A 16,668-nucleotide genomic window follows, 5' to 3' on the forward strand; every position below is an offset into this window, starting at 1 on the left:
GCGCAGGCGGGCCGGGGGCGTGTGCGGGCGGGAGTTGTGTGGTCGGGGTGGGCAGGCCCGCAGGAGTGTTCAGCTGAAGATGATCATGGAGCCTTGGGCCAGGGAGCGGGTCGCCGCCGCGTGCAGGCCCAGCCAGACATGGCGTTCCCTCGCGAACGGGCTGTCGTCGTACGGAACCGGGCTCGCCGGTTCCTCCAGGGTCGTGGGGCCCGGGGGCGGCTGCGGGGCGGCCGGGGGGTTGGCCGGGTCGATGCCGATGACCGGAGCCACGTACTCCAGCTCCCGCAGCAGACCGTGCGCGGAGCCCAGCGGGCCGCCGCCCGCCAGCAGGGCGTCGTTCGAGAGCGGGGCCGGGAAGTCGAGCGGGACGTACGCCCCCGCGTGGTCGTAGTGCCAGACCAGGTGCGACTGCTGGGCCGTCTGCTCGAACATCTCCAGCAGCTGTTCGTAGTCACCGCCGAGGCCCTCGACCGGGGTGACGGCCAGGCCGCTCAGCTGGAGCAGATAGGCGCGGCGCAGATAGTGCAGGGCGTCGTAGTCGAAGCCCGCCACCGGGGCCACGTCCCCGTTGAGGCCGGGCATGTAGGCGAAGACCGGGACGGGCGGCAGGCCCGCGTCGCTCAGCGCCCGGTCGTAGACGGCGATCTCTTCGGCGAAGGGGTTGTCGGGGCTGTGGCACAGCACATCGACGAGGGGGACCAGCCACAGGTCACAGGCCACGAAGTCTCGCTCTCCAACGGGTTCGACGATCGTCGGAACAGCGTAATGGGAGGTGAACCCCGCGCACAGGGCCCCGGCAGCGCGCGGGCGGCCACGACACCGACACGAGCGAGCGCGGACGCGGTCCGGGCGCGGTCCCGGGCACTGTCCAGGACGCGGTCCCGGACGCCGCCCCGGGCGCGGTCCCCATCCCGGCCCGGTCCCTATCCCGGCCCGGTCCCTATCCCGGCCCGGTCCCGGCCCCGCTCCGGCAGCGTGGCGTGAGCGGCGGGTGGGACGAAGCCCACGGCGGGCGGGATCGCCGGTCGGGCACCGGGTGCGGCGGGCGCTACTCCGGGGCCGGGTTTCCTCGTTCCCGGGTCTCCAGGTGGTCCGCCCAGGCCAGGGCGTGCGCGTAGTAGTCCTGCATCACCGCGAGCACCCGCGGCTCGTCGCCGGCCGCGATGGCCTCGACCAGGTCTTCGTGGCCGAACCACAGCACATGCTCGTCCGCGTGCTCGCCGCGCAGCCGGTGGACGGTGAACACCCAGGCCTGGACGCGGAGTTTGGTGAGGAAGGCGCTGATGTACGGGTTGAGGACGAAGGCCCCCAGCTCCCGCCAGAAGCGGAGGTCGTACCCGATCAGTACGTCGAGATCGCCGCCCTTCGCCGCGCGGACGGCCTCCGCGGCCCGGCGCCGGATCGGAGGGAGCGCCTCGGCCCGGACGGCGACCTGGTCGGCCGGGGAGCGGAAGATGCCCTCGACGACGAGGGAGCGCGCCTCCACCATCGCCCGGTAGTCCCGGACCGTGAACTCGTGGACCTGGAAGCCGCGGTGCTGGTCGGAGGAGAGCAGCCCCTGCGCGGAGAGGTCGAAGAGCGCCTCGCGGACGGGGGTCGCGGAGACCCCGTACTGCTCCGCGATCTGCTTGACGGTGAACGCCCGGCCCGGACGGAGCCGCCCGGCCAGCACCTCGTCGCGCAGCGCGTCGGCGATCTGCTGGCGCAGCGTACTGCGGGTCACACCTCCGCTCGGCCCCATGGGCGGCCGCCCTTCCCGTTCGTCAGCCGTGTTCAGCCGGATTCGGCCGTCTTCCGGCTCGGGTCACCTTAAGGCAGGTGCCCGCCGTGCCCGATTTCGGGCACGGCGGGGGGCGATGACGTACGCGAGAGTGGCCGTACGGCTACACCGTGTGCTCGTCGGCCGCCGCGAGGGCGATGTCCAGCGCCGCGAGCCCCTCCTTCGCCTCGGCCTCGGTGACGTTGCAGGCGGGGACGGCGTGGGTGCGGTTCATGTTGATGAACGGCCAGAGCCCCTGCTTCTTCGCGGCCGCCCCGAAGGCCGCCATCGGGGCGTTGGCCCCGCCCGAGGCGTTGTACGGGACGAGCGGCTCGCGGGTCTCCCGGTTCCGCACCAACTCCAGCGCCCAGAAGGCGCCGAGGCCGCGCACCTCGCCCACCGAGGGGTGGCGCTCGGCCAGTTCGCGCAGGCCGGGGCCGAGGACGGTCTCCCCGATCCGGGCCGCGTTCTCGACGACCTTCTCGTCCTCCATTACGCCGATGGTGGCGACGGCGGCCGCGCAGGCGAGCGGGTGGCCGGAGTAGGTGAGGCCGCCGGGGTAGGGGCGGGTCTCGAAGGTCGCGGCGATCTCGGCGCTGATGGCGACGCCGCCGAGCGGTACGTAACCGGAGTTGACGCCCTTCGCGAAGGTCAGCAGGTCCGGCACGACGTCGAAGTGGTCGGCGGCGAACCAGGCGCCGGTGCGACCGAATCCGGCCATCACCTCGTCGAGCACGAAGACGATCCCGTACCGGTCGCAGATCTCGCGCACGCCCTCGAGGTAGCCCGGCGGCGGGGTCATGATGCCGGCCGTGCCCGGGACGGTCTCCAGGATGATCGCGGCGACGGCCGCCGGACCCTCGAAGGCGATCGTGTCCTCCAGGTGCTGGAGCGCGCGGGCGCACTCCTCCGCCTCGGTCTCCGCGTAGAACGGCGAGCGGTAGAGGAACGGCGCCCAGAAGTGGACCACGCCGGCCGAACCGTTGTCGGAGGGCCAGCGGCGGGGGTCGCCGGTGAGGTTGATCGCGGTGGAGGTGGCGCCGTGGTACGAGCGGTAGGCGGAGAGCACCTTGGGGCGCCCGGTGTGCAGCCGGGCCATGCGGATGGCGTTCTCGACGGCCTCGGCACCGCCGTTGGTGAAGAAGATCTTGTCCAGGTCGCCCGGGGTGCGCTCCGCGATGAGGCGTGCGGCCTCGGAGCGCGCCTCGATCGCGAACGCGGGCGCGAACGTGGCGAGTTTCCCGGCCTGCTCCTGGATCGCGGCGACGACGGTGGGGTGCTGGTAGCCGATGTTCGTGTAGACGAGCCCGCTGGTGAAGTCGAGGTAGCGGTTGCCGTCGTAGTCCCAGAAGTAGGCCCCCTCGGCGCCGGCCACGGCGAGCGGGTCGATGAGGCCCTGGGCGGACCAGGAGTGGAACACGTGCGCGCGGTCCGCGGCCTTCACGGCCGCACCGGCCGCGGGGTCGGCGTACGGGGCATGAGGGGCATGAGGGGTCATGCGGGGAGCGTAGGCGCTGGTGGGGGCGGTCTCCATGGCCATGTTGTACGGCGTTGGGCGCGGGGGTCGGCAGGGTGTCGGGTCGGGGCACCTCCCTCCCCATTGACAGCATGCTGTCGTCATGACAGGCTTCTGTCATCTACTCCGGGAGGTCATCATGACCAGCACCAGCGCCAGAGCGGTCGTCCATCTCGCCGTGTACGACACCCTCGCCGACTGGGAGACCGGGTACACCACGGCCTTCCTCGCCCAGAACGGCTACCGGGTCCGGACCGTGGGGCCGGAGCGGGAGCCGGTCACGACCATGGGCGGGCTGCGCGTCCAGCCCGATCTGGCGCTGGCGGAGCTGCGGCCCGAGGACAGCGCGCTGCTGATCCTTCCGGGGGCCGGGCTCTGGGACGCGGGCGACGACCTGGCCCCGTTCGCCCGGGCCGCGCGCGCCTTCCTCGACGCGGAGGTGCCGGTCGCGGCGATCTGCGGGGCGACGGCGGGGCTGGCCCGCGAGGGGCTCCTCGACGACCGGGCGCACACGAGCGCGGTCTCCTTCTACCTGGCGGCAACGGGATACGGGGGCGGCGCGCACTACGTGGACGCCGACGCGGTGACGGACGGCGGGCTGATCACGGCCGGGCCGACGGAGCCGGTGGCGCTGGCGCGGGAGGTCTTCGGGCTGCTGGGGGTGTACGGGCCGGAGAAGCTGGGGGCCTGGTACCGGCTGTTCCACGACTCGGACCCGAGTGCGTACGAGGTGCTGGAGGGTGAGTGAGCGGAGGGTGGATACGGAGGACGTGGGGGATGTCCGTTCCCGGCAGGAGCTCCCTTCCCGGCAGGAGTTGCCGTCCCCGCAGGAATCGCCGTCCCGGCAGGAGTTGCCGTTCCCGCAGGAGCTCCCTTCACGGCAGGAGTTGTTGAGCCGGGCCGCCTTGACGGTGTTCCGGCTGAACGGTCAGTTCCTGGGCGTGGCCGAGGAGTTGGCCCGGCCGAGCGGGCTGACCGCGGCGTGGTGGCAGGTGCTGGGCGCGGTGCTGCGGGAGCCGTTGCCGGTGGCGGGGATCGCGCGGGAGATGGGGATCACCCGGCAGAGCGTGCAGCGGATCGCGGACCTGCTGGTCGGGCGGGGGCTCGCGGAGTACGTCGAGAACCCGGCCCACCGCCGGGCGAAGCTGGTGCGCGTGACGGCCGCGGGCCGGGAGGCGGTGTCACGGATCGACCCGCCCCACGCGGAGTTCGCCGCGCGGCTGGCGGAGGTGCTGGGGGTGGAGGCGCTCGCGGAGACGGTGGGGGTGCTGGAGCGGTTGGCGGGGGCGGTGGAGGAGGCGGTGGCCGCGCCTTCCGGCGGGGCCGGCGCCCGCCCTTAGCCCGGGACGGGGCCGTTCCCGCCTGGGCGGGGCGCGCCTGAATGCCTGCGCTCCCCGGGGCAGCGCCCCTGCCCGCGCACCGGACCCGTGCTCCCCGGTTCCGTCCTCAAACGCCGGACGGGCTGGGTTGGTGCGCCGAACCCCGCCGAGCCGACGGGTCCGTCCTCGAACGCCGGGCAGGCCGGGGTGGCCCACCGAACCCGCCGAGGCAACGGTTCCGGCCTCAAGCGCGGGGCGGCCGGGAGAGCGCGCCCGACCAGGTGGGGTTGCGTGCCGGACGGGCTGGGGTGGCGCACCGAACCCCGCCGAGCCGACGGTTCCGGCCTCAAACGCCGGGCGGGCCGGGGTGTGCGCCGGACGGGTCGGGAGGGCGCGCGGCGGCGGGTGGGGGGCGCGCCGGACCGGGTGTGGCCCGGCGGAACCGGGGCGGTGGCGGGACGTGTCGTAGAGGGCGGCGGCGGCCCCGTGACGGCGGGGCTATTCTCGTGCGGGCCGCAGGGGAGGAAGCGCACATGGACAAGCTCGGGCCCGACGACCCGCACCGCATAGGTGCCTACCGCCTCCTCGGCCGCCTGGGCGAAGGCGGCATGGGCCAGGTCTTCCTCGCCCGCTCCGACCGGGGCCGCACCGTCGCCCTCAAGCTCGTCCGCCGCGAACTCGCCGAACAGCCCGAGTTCCGCGCCCGCTTCCGCCAGGAGGTCCGGGCCGCGCACCAGGTCGGCGGCGCCTGGACCGCCCCGGTCCTGGACTCCGACACCGAGGCCCCGATCCCCTGGGTCGCCACCGGTTACGTCGCCGGGCCCTCCCTCCACCGCGTCGTCTCCGGCCGCCCCGGCGCGCCCCTCACCGACTCGGGGGCGTACGGCCCGCTGCCCACCCGGTCCGTCCAGCTCCTCGGCTCCGGGCTCGCCCACGCCCTCCAGCACATCCACCGCGCCGGGCTCATCCACCGCGACCTGAAGCCCTCCAACGTGCTGCTCACCATCGACGGCCCCCGGGTCATCGACTTCGGCATCGCCCGCGCCCTGGAGTCCCTGGCCGACGGCGACCTCACCCGCACCGGGGCGATGATCGGCTCGCCGGGGTTCATGGCCCCGGAGCAGGTGCGCGGCGAGCGGGTGACGACGGCGTGCGACGTGTTCTGCCTCGGTTCCGTGCTGGCGTACGCGGCGACCGGCCGTCTGCCGTTCGGCGCGGCCGAGAGCGGCGGGGTGCACGCCCTGATGTTCCGGATCACCCAGGAGGACCCGGACCTGACCGGCGTCCCGGCGGAGCTGGCCGACGTCGTACGGGAGTGCCTGGCCAAGGACCCGGCCGCCCGGCCCTCCACCGACGACCTCCTGGCCCGGCTGGGCGAGGCGGAGGCGGACGAGCCCTGGCTCCCCGCCACCCTCCTCGCCCAACTCGGCCGCCAGGCGGTGGGGTTGCTCGACGCGGAGGACCCGGAGCAGCCGACGCCGCCCGCCACCCCTCCCGCCTCCGTCCACGCGCTCCCCACCCAGGTCGCCCCGGGCCCCGCCACTCCGCCCCCGGCCGCGCCGGTCACGCCGGCCGCTCCCCCGCCGGCCCCGACCCCGCCCCCGTACGCGCGACAGCCCGGGACCCACGCCCCGTACGGGCAGGGCTACACCACCGGCCCGGCCTACAACACCCCGCTCCCGTCCGGCTACTTCACCCCGGCGGCCGCCCCCGCGCCCGTACGCCGCTCCACCGGGGCGACCGTCGCGCTCGTCGCGGTGGCGATAGCCGTGGCGATCGGGGCGGGCGGGTCCGTGTACGCGTTCATGAACCACCGGAGCGGTGACACCTCCACCCCCGACCCGTCCGCCTCCACCGGCGATTCCGCCGGGAGTTCAGCCGGGAGTTCCACCGGATCGTCCGGCGACCCGGCCGGCACCGGCGACGAGGGGGCCGTGCCCGAGGACTACCTCGGCACCTGGACCGCCTCCCTCCCCGGCGAACGGGGCGATTCCACAAGGAAGTTGATTATTCGCCAGGGCGCTGTCGGCGACCAGGTCCTCTCCCTCACCGCCGAAGGCCCCCTGGCGCTCGGCGCCACGTACCACTGCGAGTTCACCGCCCCCCTCGCCGCCCGGCCCTCCGCCGACGAGGACGAACCGGTCCTCATCGGACCCTCCGCGGTCTCCGTGGGCCGCCCCGCCTCCTCCTGCTCGCCCGGCAAGTCCACCGAGCTGACGCTCCTCCCGGACGGCACCCTGCGCCGGGCGACGACGGGTTCGGGCGAGAGCATCGTCTACACGAAGGCGGAGTGACCCGGCTACACCGGGTCGGAGTGAGCGGAGGTCGCACCCTCGCCCACCGCACCCTCGCCCACCGCGCGCCCGCCCATCGCGCCCCTGCTCGCCGGTCCCCCGCCCTCGGCGCCTCCGCCCGCCGCCTCCCCGCCGTCCCCGGCCACCGGGGCGGGCGTCCGCCGCCGCAGCGCCCCCGTGATCAGCGCCGCCCCTCCCAGCAGCACCAGCACGACGATCATCGCCGCCCGCAGCCCCACGTGGTCGGCCAGGAAGCCCAGCGAGGGCGGGCCGACCAGGAACGCGGCGTACCCGGCCGTCGACACCGCCGCGACCCGGGCCGAGGCCTCCCGCTCCCCCTCGCCCTCCCCCGCGGCCGAGACCGTGACCGGGAACCCCAGCGAGGCCCCGAGCCCCCACAGCACGACGGCCGCCCCGGCGAGCAGCGCACTGGACGAGAACACCACCAGCGCCACGCCCACGGCCGCCACGATCGCGCTCGCCCGCACCACGGCCGCGGGCCCGTACCGCACCAGCAGCGGCCCGCCCGCGAACCGGCCCGTCGTCATCGCCACGGCGAACAGCATGAACGTCAGCGAACCGGCCGTCGCGCTCGTCCCGTGGCCGTCCACCATCAGCAGCGGCAGCCAGTCGTTGGCCGAGCCCTCCGCGAACGCCATGGCCAGCACGATCAGCCCGATCAGCACCAGCCGCCGGTCCCGCCAGACCTCCACCTGGGCCCGCCACCCACGACCCCCGGCGCGCTCGCCCCGACCGGAGCCACCGTCACCGGACCCACCGGCACGGGACTCCGCGTCCTCGCGTCCCGTGCCCGGCGGAATCGCCCGTACGGTCCAGATCCCGGCCGCCGCCACCGCCACGGCCACCGCCGCGAGGTGCCAGCCGACCGGGAACCGTACCGCCGTCAGCCCCATCCCCAGCAGCGCGCCGACCACCGTGCCGAGGCTGAAGCAGCCGTGCAGCACCGGCAGGACCGGGCGCCCCACGGTCCGCTCCACGGCGGCGCCCTCGATGTTGAACGCCACCTCCGCGAGCCCCAGCCCGGCGCCGAACAGCGCCAGTCCGCCGAAGACCCCGCCGGAGATCTCCAGCGCCGCGCCCCCGGCGATCACCAGCAGCCCGGCGACGAGCAGCCCCGCGCCGAACGTGATCACCGTCCGGCCGCCGTGCCGGCGCACCAGCCCGCCGGAGACCAGCACCCCGGCCATCGAACCGACGGAGAGCCCGAAGAGGACGAGCCCCATCGCCCCCGTGGAGACGTCGAGGGCGTCCCGTACGGCGGGGGTCCTGGCCACCCAGGAGGCCATGCTCACCCCGGTGGCGAGCATGAAGAGGAAGAGCGCGGCCCGCCAGCGGCGGGTACGGGCGTCGACGACCGGAGTGACCTTCATCGAAACGGAGCCTCGGCAGACGGGAGAGGGATGGAGGGAGCGGGGGAGCGGGAAGGGCAGGGGCGCGGGAAGGCGCGGGAGGGACGGACCGTGGAGCGTACGACCGTACACCTGAAGCGTACGTTCGTACATACTCTGCGCGACCGGTACGCCGTCGCCCCCGGCACCCAGCCCGCAACCGTCCGCCCCGGAACCATCCGTGCGCCGCCGACGTCCCCGGGGCCGTACCGCTCCCCTCCCCGGGCCGCCCCGACCGAAGGAGCCCCGTGCAGTCCGCCCTCGCACTGCCGTCCGCCGCCCCGACCGACTCTCTCGTCTGGTCGCTGCTCGGCCTCGTCTTCGCCGCCGCCCCCGTCGTCGCCTGGGCCCGCACCGCCCGTACCCGGAACGGGGGTACGGCGGTGGGGGCCGTCCTCGCCGCGGCGGGCGCCCTCCTCGTCGCCGTGCAGCACGGATGGGTCACCGGCGTCCCCCGGGCCGACGCCCACCTCCTCTTCGGCGTCACCGCGCCGCTCGTCATCTGGTGCGGGGTCCGGTGGGAGCGCGCGCGGCGTGGGCCCGCGTCCGAGAAGTGGGAGCGCCGGCGGAGCAGGTCCGCCGGGGTGTTCGGGGCGTACGCCGGGCTCACCGTCGTCGGCTCGCTCGTCGCGTTCCTGCTCGCGGGCGAGGCGAACGTCCCGCCGAAGGAGGCCGTTCCCGCGCTGCCGCCCGGCCTCGTGGCGCTCTCCGAGGACACGAGCTGCGGGTCGTCGAGCTGCGCCCGCACGGTGATCGTGGGCAGCCGGGACGGGCTCACCAACGCGGAGATCATCCGCAGGCTGGACCACCCCTCGGGCTGGACCTGCCGGGCCAACGGCTGGCTGCTGGACCGGCGGGACCTCTGCGTCAACGTGGCCGAGGTCAACGGCGAGGTGCGGCTCGACGTCTCCCTCGGCGACCTCATCTGACCCCGCGCCCCGCCGGCACCGCCCGGCCTCGTCCGGCCCCGCTCCCCCGCCCGCGTCCGACCGCGCCGCCCGCCCGCGTCCGGCCTCACCACCCCGCCCGCGCTCTATGCTGCGAGCCGGAACGGACACACGCCGAACGAGGAGGCGCCGGGTGGCGACAGGGCGCACCGACCCCGACCGGCGGGACCGCATCATCGACGCGGCGCTCGACGTGATCGCCGACGAGGGCGTGGCAGGCATCTCGCACCGCAAGGTGGCGGCGCGCGCCGGGGTGCCGCTCGGCTCGATGACGTACCACTTCGCGAGCATGGACGAGCTGCTCCACGAGGCGTTCACCCGCTTCTCCGGCACGATCGTGGCCGTCTTCGAGGAGCGCCTCGGCGCCGCGACCACCCGCGACGAGGCCCGCGCGGCCGTCGCCGACCTCGTCCACCACCTCTCCGGCGGCAACCAGCGCGAGCTGGTCCTCACCCACGAGCTGTACACCCTCGCGGCTCGCAAGCCCGCCTACCGCGAGCTGACCCGCACCTGGATGGGCCGCAGCCGCCGCGCCCTGGAGTGGCACTTCGACCCCGCCACGGCCCGCCAGCTCGACGCCCTCATCGAGGGCCTGTCCATCCACCGCGCCCTGGAGACCGAGCCGCACGACCGGGCCCTGACGGTGGAGGCCATCGCCCGGATCACCACGCCGGCATGACCGGACCCCGGATCACCACGTCGACGCGACCGGACCCCGGATCACCACGCCGGCATGACCGGACCCCGGATCACCACGCCGGCGTGACCGGACCCCGGATCACCACGTCGGCGTGACCGGGCCGCCGCCGGGTGCCGGCGTGAGCGGGCTTCTGCGCGCCGACGTCAGCGGGCCGCCGGGTGCCGACGCGGCCGGGCCCCCGGCGGATGCCGGCACGACCTGCGTCAACAGTCGCGAATGGCCCGCCATTTCGGCCACTAACGCGCTAATTCAGACACTGGTCCGATAAGAGGCGCGCACATGTCACCGGCATGCCATACCCTGCGATCCTGGCCGCGCCCCAACGCTTCTTTCTCTCGTCTCGGGTGACGCGCGGCCCCTTTCATACCGTGGGGGTATCACTCACTGTGCGTACGCGCAGAATTCCGACCGTGACCGCTACCGCAACGGCGTTCGCGGTCCTCTTCAGTTCCATCGTGCTGGTCGGCGGGGCGGCGAGCCCGGCAGCCGCCGACTCCAGCGCCTCGCTGCCGGTCAAGTCGAGCGGCGACATCGTCGTGGACGGCGTCCACCAGCGGGTCTTCATCAGCGACCCGCGCTCCGGCAAGATCGTCGCGACGGACTACAACGGCAAGGTCATCCGGCAGATCGGTTCGCTGCCCGGGGTGATCGGGCTGGAGCTCTCGCCCGACTCGAAGACCGTCTACGCGGCCGTGCCGGGCGCCGAGGCCATCGCCGCCATCGACACGGCCTCGCTCACCGAGACCAAGCGCTACCCGCTGGGCGAGGGCGTCACGCCCAAGTACCCGGCGGTGGCCGGGGGGAAGCTCTGGTTCGGTTTCGACAGTCCCGAGCCGGGCCAGCGGGGCCAGATCGGCTCGGTCGACCTCTCCTCGCCCGAGGAGACGGTGACGCTCGGCAGCGGCATGGAGGACGGCTGGTACTCGGCGCCGCGCCTCGCCGCCGACCCCGGCGCCCCGAACGTGCTGGCGGCCGCCCAGGAGGGCAGCAGCTTCATCACGCTCTCGGTGTACGACGTCTCGACGGGCACCCGGACGCGGGTGGCGCACGGGCCGAGCACCACCGGCCCGACGGGCGGGACCCAGTACCAGTCGTACCTGAGCGACTTCGACATCACGCCGGACGGCAAGAGCGTGCTGGTGGGCGGCGGCGGGACCCCGTACGCGGCGCAGTCGTACTCCACCGCCGACCTCTCCCGTACCAACACCCTCGCGACGAACGCCGGCGGCAGGGCCCTGGCCGTCGCGCCCGACGGGACGCTGGCGCTCGGCTCCTGGCAGTCCCCGAACGTCCTCGTCTACAAGCAGGGGGGCAGGTCCCCGTACCGGACGTACACGTTCCCGGCGTACGACGGCACCACCTCCACCAGCTACGACCTGCGCGAGGCGGGACTCGCCTGGGCGCCCGACCGCAGCCGGGTCTTCGCCGTCACCACCAACGTCTACAACGACGTCTTCAGGCTGCGCACGCTGACCGACGCCTCCAGGTCGGCGGTCACGGTCTCGGTCAAGGCCCCGTCCAAGGCCACCCGGGCCAAGAAGCTCACCGTCACCGGCAGGCTCACGACCAACCCGGCGCTCCCGGCCGGGGCCAGGGCCACCGTCGTACGGACCGACCTGGAGTCCCCGAAGGGCAGGTCCCTGGCCTCGGTGACGCCCAAGAAGGACGGCACCTTCTCCTTCACCGACACCCCGCACGTCGGCGGCAAGGTGACGTACAAGGTGAGTTACGCGGGCAGCGGCACGCACTCCCCCGCCTCCCGTTCCGCCACCGTCGACGTCTCGCGGGCCGCGACCTCGCTGAAGCTGAACCGGAACAACTCGACCCACGCGTACAACAAGAACGTCTCCTTCACCGCCACCCTCGGCACGACGCACAAGAACCGGGTCGTCGAGCTGTGGGCGGACCCCTTCGGCGCCGACAAGCCGAAGAAGCTCCTGAAGAAGGCCAAGGTCAACTCCAAGGGCAACCTGTCCGTCACCGTCAACATGAAGCGCGACACCGCGGTGACGGCCGTCTTCGCGGGTGACGCCCGGTACGCGCCGAAGACCGTGAAGTCGACCGCGTACGCCAAGGTCAACGTCTCGGTGAAGCTGTCCAAGCACTACAGGACGGCGAAGATCGGGAAGACCTCCTACGCGTACTACAGCAAGAAGAAGAACCCCGACTTCACCACGTCGATGACCTACTACAAGGGCCGCGCCCAGCGGCTCACCCTGCAGTTCAACTACCAGGGCCGGTGGTACGACCTGGGCCAGGAGTACTTCCCGCTCGCCTCCGACGGCAAGTCCGTCGTGACGCTCCCGGGGCCGCACGAGACCGGCTACAAGATGCGGGTGCGCGCCTCGTACGTCAACGGCTCCTCCGGCGACAGCGTCAACTCCACGACGCACTCCGCCTGGAAGTACTTCATCTTCACGAAGTAGCCCCCAGTTCCCGGGCCCTGAGCGCCAGCCACAGGTCGTAGCGGGCGCTCGGGGGACGGAGCAGCGAGCGCTGGAACACGGTCTCCAGCCGGGTCAGCCGCTTGCGGGCGCCGGGGACGGAGATGCCCAGCTCGGCCGCCGCCGGGCCGATGCGGCCCTCGCAGGCCAGCCAGGTGCGCAGGGTCTCGGCGGCCGTCCCGGTGCCCGGCGCCCTTTCCAGCGGGGCCAGTTGGTGGAAGGCCCACTCCTGGACCGCGGGGCGGCGCAGGACCTCGTCGAGGCCGTGCGCCGCCCCTTCCGGCGGTACGGGGACGGCGGACGGCGTGCAGGCCGGGGCGGGGGTCGCCCGGACGCGCAGGGCCAGATCGAGCGCCGCCTGGTCGGCCAGCCGGTCGAGGTCCAGGCCGAGCAGTTCGCCGATGAGCTTGAGGCGGGCGGCCAGGGTGTTGCGGTGGACCTTCAGATGACCGGTCGCGTGCGACGAGAACGCCAGCCAGGACGTGGCGGTGGCCACCAGCTCCTGGGCCCCGGGGTCCTGCGTCCGGCGCGGCACATACGTCAGGAGCGGGGCGAGCAGGGCCTCGGCCCACTGCCGCCCGGGCTCGCCGACGACCAGAGCCGGTTCCGGCGCCGCGCCGAACCGGACGTGCCGGCCGGGGAGTTCGCGGGCCACGGCCAGGGCGTGGAAGGCCTGGCGGTACCCGGTCGCGGTCTCGGCCAGCGGCACCCGCTCGCTGATCCCGACCACGCACTCGGCCACCAGGGCCGCGACCTTCTCGTCGGTGGCCGTACCGGCGCCCTCCTCCGTGCCGTCCGCGGGCAGCACCAGGATGAGGTGGCGGGCGTAGACGGGGCAGCGCACGATCCAGGACCGGCCGCCGTCCGCCTCCGCGCAGACCCGGGCCACCTCGTCGCGGCTGCCCCGGTGGCACTCCACGACACAGACCCGTACGGGATCGGGCAGCCGGGGGCGGAGCGCACCGGCCACCTGGTGGGCGATGGAGAGCTGGCCCGTCATCAGCAGGTGCAGCACCGCCTCCCGGCCGCGCGCATCGGCCAGGTCCACCCGGCGCCGCTTCCGCTCGACCGCCTCGGCCTCGCGGCACAGCGAGAGAGGCATCAGCGCGTCGGCCAGCAGCGTGGCGAGCCCGGCGGCGACCGGGCGCGGGGTGACGACCGCGAGGAGCGGGGCGGGGGCCTCCTGGCCATCGCGCGCGCGGGGGGCCGCGACGGGTTCGTGCAGCGGGAAGAGCAGCGTGGTGTGCGTGCCGGTGTCGTGCGAGTACGCCAGGGCCCCGCGGCCGGTCAGCGCCCGTACGCCCTCGGCGACGAGGGAGGCCACATCGGGCACGTAGGTGTGCCGGGCCCGGCCCGCGTCGCCGGGGACCGTGCCCGACGCGTTCAGCACCGTACCGCCGGAGCCCACGATTCCGGCCCAGCCGTCGGCCCGCCCCGCGAGCCACCGCAGCAGTTCCGCCGTGCCGCCATTGCGGGCCAGCCGCTGCATCCTCAGGGCGTCGTCGGCCCGATGCCGCGCTCGCACATGATCCCCCGATCACCACTGTGCGGACTGTTACCTCTGCCGGCGCCCCACTGGGCGCATTGATCCTCCCCGTCCCCTACCCACCGGTCTATGGTCCGAACGTGGTGGTCCGGTACGGCTGACGGTAGGGACACGCCGTCCGGGGCACTCGCGGTTCCGGCGGCAGCGGCTCACGGGGGTGGTCGCTGTCGTCGGGTTCCGCGTGCCCGGGTGCCTGGGACCCGGAGCCCGCTGTCGCGCTGTTCCGGGTGTTCGGGTGCCTGGGGCCCGGAGCCCGCTGTCGCGCTGTTCCGGGTGTTCGCGCTGTTCGCGCGCGTACCGGCTGCTGTTCCCGCATGTCAGGGGCGTTGTCAGTGGTGGCCTCTACCGTCGTGGGTGTCCGGACGACTGGGAGAAGAGGCCCCGCCATGGAGTTCCGTATCGAGCGCAGTGCCCTGGCCGAAGCGGTGGCCTGGGCCGCCCGGGTGCTGCCGGTCCGCTCCCCCGTCCCCGTCCTCGGTGGGCTGCTGCTGGAGGCGGAGGGCGGGCGGCTGCGGGTGAGCGGGCTGGACTACGAGGCGTCCGCGCGCATAGACGTGGCGGACGCCGAGATCCTGCGGCCCGGGAAGGTGCTCGTCATGGGGCGGCGCCTGCTCGACATCTGCAAGGTGCTGCCGGAGGGGGCGGTGGAGTGCGCGGTGGAGGGGTCGCGGTTCACCGTCTCGGGCGACGGCGCCCGTTTCGGCCTCTCCGTGCTCCCGCTGGACGACTACCCGGCGCTGCCGTCGCTCCCGCGGGTGCGGGGTGCGGTGGAGGCGGCGCAGTTCGCGGCGGCCGTCGCGGATGTGGCGGTGGCGGCGGGGCGGGACGACACCCTGCCCGCGCTGACCGGGATCCGGCTGGGGCTCGACGCGGTGACGGGGACGATGACGCTCGCCGCGACCGACCGGTACCGGTTCGCCGTACGGACGTTGCCGTGGAAGGCGGCCGGGGCGGGGGCGGATACGGGAGCGGGCGAGGGGGCCGAGGCCGATGCGGGGGCGGGTTCGGGGGCTGAGGCCGGTTCCGGGTCGGACGCGGGGGCGGGTTCCGGCGCGCGAGCCGGGGCCAGGGCCGGTGACGGGGCCGGGGCCGGGGAGAGCGCCGATGTGCTGGTCTCCGCCCGGCGGTTGACCGAGATCGCCCGTTCGCTGGGGCGGTCCGGGCTGGTGAGCGTCGCCCTGGACGCCGGTTCCGCCGGGTTCGAGCACGCGGGGACGCGGACCACCGTGCGGCTGCTGGACGGGCGGCTCCCGCGCCACGACAAGCTCTTCGCGATGGAGGACCCGGCCGTCGCGGTGGTGGACCGGGCGCGGCTGGTGGAGGCCGTCAAGCGGGTCTCGGTGGTCGCCGACGGGGACGGGCCGGTCCAGCTGGCGTTCTCCGCCGAGGACAACTCCGTACACCTGCGGGCGGGTTACGAGGACGACGTGGCCTCCCAGCGGCTGCCCGCGACCCTGGAGGGCGCCCGCGAGCTGACCGTGGCGTTCAACCCGGGGTATCTGGCGGACGCCCTGGCCTCCTTCGACGAGCCGTCGCTGCGGCTGCTGATGATGGGGGCGGGGCAGCGGGCGATGATCACGGGCGAGGGGGAGCCCGGCCGGGACGTCTCCCCTCCCCGCCACCGGCATCTGCTGATGTCGGTGAAGCCGCCGCTGGTCTGACGCACCCGATCCCGCCGGCCGCGCCGCCCCCGGAACGCCGGTACGGGGGCCCTCCCGGCAGCAGCCGGGCGGACCCCCGTACGGGACGGGTCGCGCGGGGAGCGTTCGTGGAACGCGCGCGGAATCAGCAGCTCAGGTTGGACCCGGTCGTGGTGCCGAGGACCTGCGTGAACTGCGTGAACTTGTCGATGCGGCTCTGGACCTGGGCCGGGTTGCCGCCGTTGCACTCGATCGCGCCGTTGATGGAGCGGATCGTCTCGCCGAAGCCGGGGCCGTTGACGATGGCGTTGTGGCCCGTGATGGTGCCGGGGCCGGTCTGGGTGTTCCAGTACCAGAGGGCGGTCTTCCAGGCGACGGCGGCGTTCTGCTCGACCAGGTAGGGGTTGTTCAGCAGGTCGATGCCGAGGGCGTCACCGGCGGCCTTGTAGTTGAAGTTCCAGCTCAGCTGGATCGGGCCCTTGCCGTAGTACGCGGACTGGCCGGCCGGGCAGCCGTAGGGCTGGGTGGCGTCGCAGTAGTGGGGGTAGTTCGCCTCGTTGACTTCCTTGATGTACACCAGCCCGCCGGTCTCGTGGCTGACGTTGGCGAGGAAGGCCGCGGCCTCGCGCTTCTTGATCTCGTCGCTGCCGGTGTTGGCGAAGGCCGGGTACGCGCTCAGGGCGTCGGTGAGGCCCTGGTAGGTGTAGAACGAGTTCCGGTTCGGGAACATCTGGTTGAACTGCGCCTCGCTGACGACGAACCCGTTGCTCTGGCCCGGGTCCTCACCGCCGCCGCCGCCCGTGCCGCAGGCGCCGTTGTCGGCCCAGACGTCGGAGGAGCCCGGACGCTCGTTCTGGGTCCACCACTTGGCGGTGTAGTTCCGGCCGTTGTGCGAGGCGGTCTGGCCGCCGGTGTAGACGGACGAGGAGTTCCAGGCGCTGAAGCATGTGGCGGCCTGCGCGGTGGCGGCGGGGAGGACGACGAGCGCCGCGACGACCGCGCCGAGCGCGACCAGCAGGCTGAGGACACGTTTGAACACGTGAACACACTCCTTAGGCGCGGCGCTACGTCCGGCCGTGCGCCGCCGTGGGGGT

Annotated in this window: 13 protein-coding genes; 7 read left to right on the forward strand and 6 right to left on the reverse strand. The window is 74.0% G+C overall.

Going from position 1 to position 16,668, the window contains the following annotated elements; translation table 11 throughout:
• Nucleotides 1-69: 69 nt before the first annotated feature.
• The 3 genes from ACQ9ZG_RS15055 to ACQ9ZG_RS15065 all read right to left on the reverse strand — a co-directional run bounded on the left by ACQ9ZG_RS15055 (nt 70) and on the right by ACQ9ZG_RS15065 (nt 3,257).
• A complete protein-coding gene (locus ACQ9ZG_RS15055; RefSeq protein WP_018489526.1) occupies nt 70-720 on the reverse strand; it encodes a putative DNA-mimic protein in 651 nt (216 codons plus the stop codon).
• A 328-nt stretch (nt 721-1,048) separates the two neighbouring features.
• On the reverse strand, nt 1,049-1,741 hold the full coding sequence (locus ACQ9ZG_RS15060; protein ID WP_028416039.1) for a GntR family transcriptional regulator: 693 nt from the start codon (nt 1,739-1,741) through the stop codon (nt 1,049-1,051).
• A gap of 142 nt (nt 1,742-1,883) precedes the next feature.
• A complete protein-coding gene (locus ACQ9ZG_RS15065) occupies nt 1,884-3,257 on the reverse strand; it encodes an aspartate aminotransferase family protein (RefSeq protein ID WP_109917325.1) in 1,374 nt (457 codons plus the stop codon).
• A 157-nt stretch (nt 3,258-3,414) separates the two neighbouring features.
• Here ACQ9ZG_RS15065 and ACQ9ZG_RS15070 point away from each other — a divergent pair, with 157 nt between their 5' ends.
• From ACQ9ZG_RS15070 to ACQ9ZG_RS15080, 3 genes are all read left to right on the forward strand, one after another.
• Nucleotides 3,415-4,023, forward strand: a complete 609-nt coding sequence (locus ACQ9ZG_RS15070) for a DJ-1/PfpI family protein (protein WP_499280651.1) — start codon at nt 3,415-3,417, stop codon at nt 4,021-4,023.
• Nucleotides 4,024-4,165: 142 nt separating this feature from the next.
• Nucleotides 4,166-4,615: a MarR family winged helix-turn-helix transcriptional regulator gene (locus ACQ9ZG_RS15075; RefSeq protein WP_258312044.1), complete on the forward strand. Its 450-nt coding sequence runs from the start codon at nt 4,166-4,168 to the stop codon at nt 4,613-4,615.
• Between the two features lie 512 nt (nt 4,616-5,127).
• Nucleotides 5,128-6,888, forward strand: coding sequence for a serine/threonine-protein kinase (locus ACQ9ZG_RS15080; protein ID WP_499280653.1), 1,761 nt, complete (start codon nt 5,128-5,130; stop codon nt 6,886-6,888).
• Between the two features lie 5 nt (nt 6,889-6,893).
• Here ACQ9ZG_RS15080 and ACQ9ZG_RS15085 read toward each other — a convergent pair whose 3' ends face one another.
• On the reverse strand, nt 6,894-8,279 hold the full coding sequence (locus tag ACQ9ZG_RS15085) for an MFS transporter (protein ID WP_499280654.1): 1,386 nt from the start codon (nt 8,277-8,279) through the stop codon (nt 6,894-6,896).
• Nucleotides 8,280-8,545: 266 nt separating this feature from the next.
• Between ACQ9ZG_RS15085 and ACQ9ZG_RS15090 the strand changes: the two genes are divergently transcribed.
• The 3 genes from ACQ9ZG_RS15090 (at nt 8,546) to ACQ9ZG_RS15100 (ending at nt 12,370) form a co-directional block, all read left to right on the forward strand.
• Nucleotides 8,546-9,226, forward strand: coding sequence for an MFS transporter (locus tag ACQ9ZG_RS15090; protein ID WP_109914035.1), 681 nt, complete (start codon nt 8,546-8,548; stop codon nt 9,224-9,226).
• 151 nt (nt 9,227-9,377) lie between these two features.
• Nucleotides 9,378-9,923, forward strand: coding sequence for a TetR/AcrR family transcriptional regulator (locus ACQ9ZG_RS15095; protein ID WP_028416033.1), 546 nt, complete (start codon nt 9,378-9,380; stop codon nt 9,921-9,923).
• 431 nt (nt 9,924-10,354) lie between these two features.
• Entirely contained in the window at nt 10,355-12,370 is a 2,016-nt protein-coding gene (locus tag ACQ9ZG_RS15100) for a YncE family protein (protein WP_258312313.1), read from the forward strand.
• Here ACQ9ZG_RS15100 and ACQ9ZG_RS15105 read toward each other — a convergent pair.
• On the reverse strand, nt 12,360-13,877 hold the full coding sequence (locus tag ACQ9ZG_RS15105; protein WP_499281605.1) for a helix-turn-helix domain-containing protein: 1,518 nt from the start codon (nt 13,875-13,877) through the stop codon (nt 12,360-12,362). The genes ACQ9ZG_RS15100 and ACQ9ZG_RS15105 overlap by 11 nt on opposite strands.
• A 443-nt stretch (nt 13,878-14,320) precedes the next feature.
• On the opposite strand from ACQ9ZG_RS15105, the gene ACQ9ZG_RS15110 reads away from it, so the two are divergent.
• Nucleotides 14,321-15,595 carry a DNA polymerase III subunit beta gene (locus ACQ9ZG_RS15110; protein ID WP_499280657.1) on the forward strand — a complete coding sequence of 425 codons (1,275 nt, stop codon included), beginning with the start codon at nt 14,321-14,323 and terminating at the stop codon, nt 15,593-15,595.
• 124 nt (nt 15,596-15,719) lie between these two features.
• Here ACQ9ZG_RS15110 and ACQ9ZG_RS15115 read toward each other — a convergent pair whose 3' ends face one another.
• Nucleotides 15,720-16,613 (reverse strand): glycoside hydrolase family 19 protein, encoded by an 894-nt coding sequence (locus ACQ9ZG_RS15115; protein WP_109916685.1) that lies wholly within the window; start codon nt 16,611-16,613, stop codon nt 15,720-15,722.
• Between the last annotated feature and the right edge of the window lie 55 nt (nt 16,614-16,668).

Origin of the sequence: Streptomyces araujoniae (assembly GCF_050871195.1) — a bacterium.
Classification (GTDB): Bacteria; Actinomycetota; Actinomycetes; order Streptomycetales; family Streptomycetaceae; genus Streptomyces; species Streptomyces bacillaris.

What these genes read in the sequence shown, in the direction of transcription:
- ACQ9ZG_RS15060 (WP_028416039.1), bottom strand. Translation starts at nt 1,741, where the DNA reads ATGGGGCCGAGCGGAGGTGTGACCCGCAGTACGCTGCGCCAGCAGATC.
- ACQ9ZG_RS15065 (WP_109917325.1), bottom strand. Translation starts at nt 3,257, where the DNA reads ATGACCCCTCATGCCCCTCATGCCCCGTACGCCGACCCCGCGGCCGGT.
- ACQ9ZG_RS15070 (WP_499280651.1), top strand. Translation starts at nt 3,415, where the DNA reads ATGACCAGCACCAGCGCCAGAGCGGTCGTCCATCTCGCCGTGTACGAC.
- ACQ9ZG_RS15080 (WP_499280653.1), top strand. Translation starts at nt 5,128, where the DNA reads ATGGACAAGCTCGGGCCCGACGACCCGCACCGCATAGGTGCCTACCGC.
- ACQ9ZG_RS15085 (WP_499280654.1), bottom strand. Translation starts at nt 8,279, where the DNA reads ATGAAGGTCACTCCGGTCGTCGACGCCCGTACCCGCCGCTGGCGGGCC.
- ACQ9ZG_RS15105 (WP_499281605.1), bottom strand. Translation starts at nt 13,877, where the DNA reads ATGCAGCGGCTGGCCCGCAATGGCGGCACGGCGGAACTGCTGCGGTGG.
- ACQ9ZG_RS15110 (WP_499280657.1), top strand. Translation starts at nt 14,321, where the DNA reads ATGGAGTTCCGTATCGAGCGCAGTGCCCTGGCCGAAGCGGTGGCCTGG.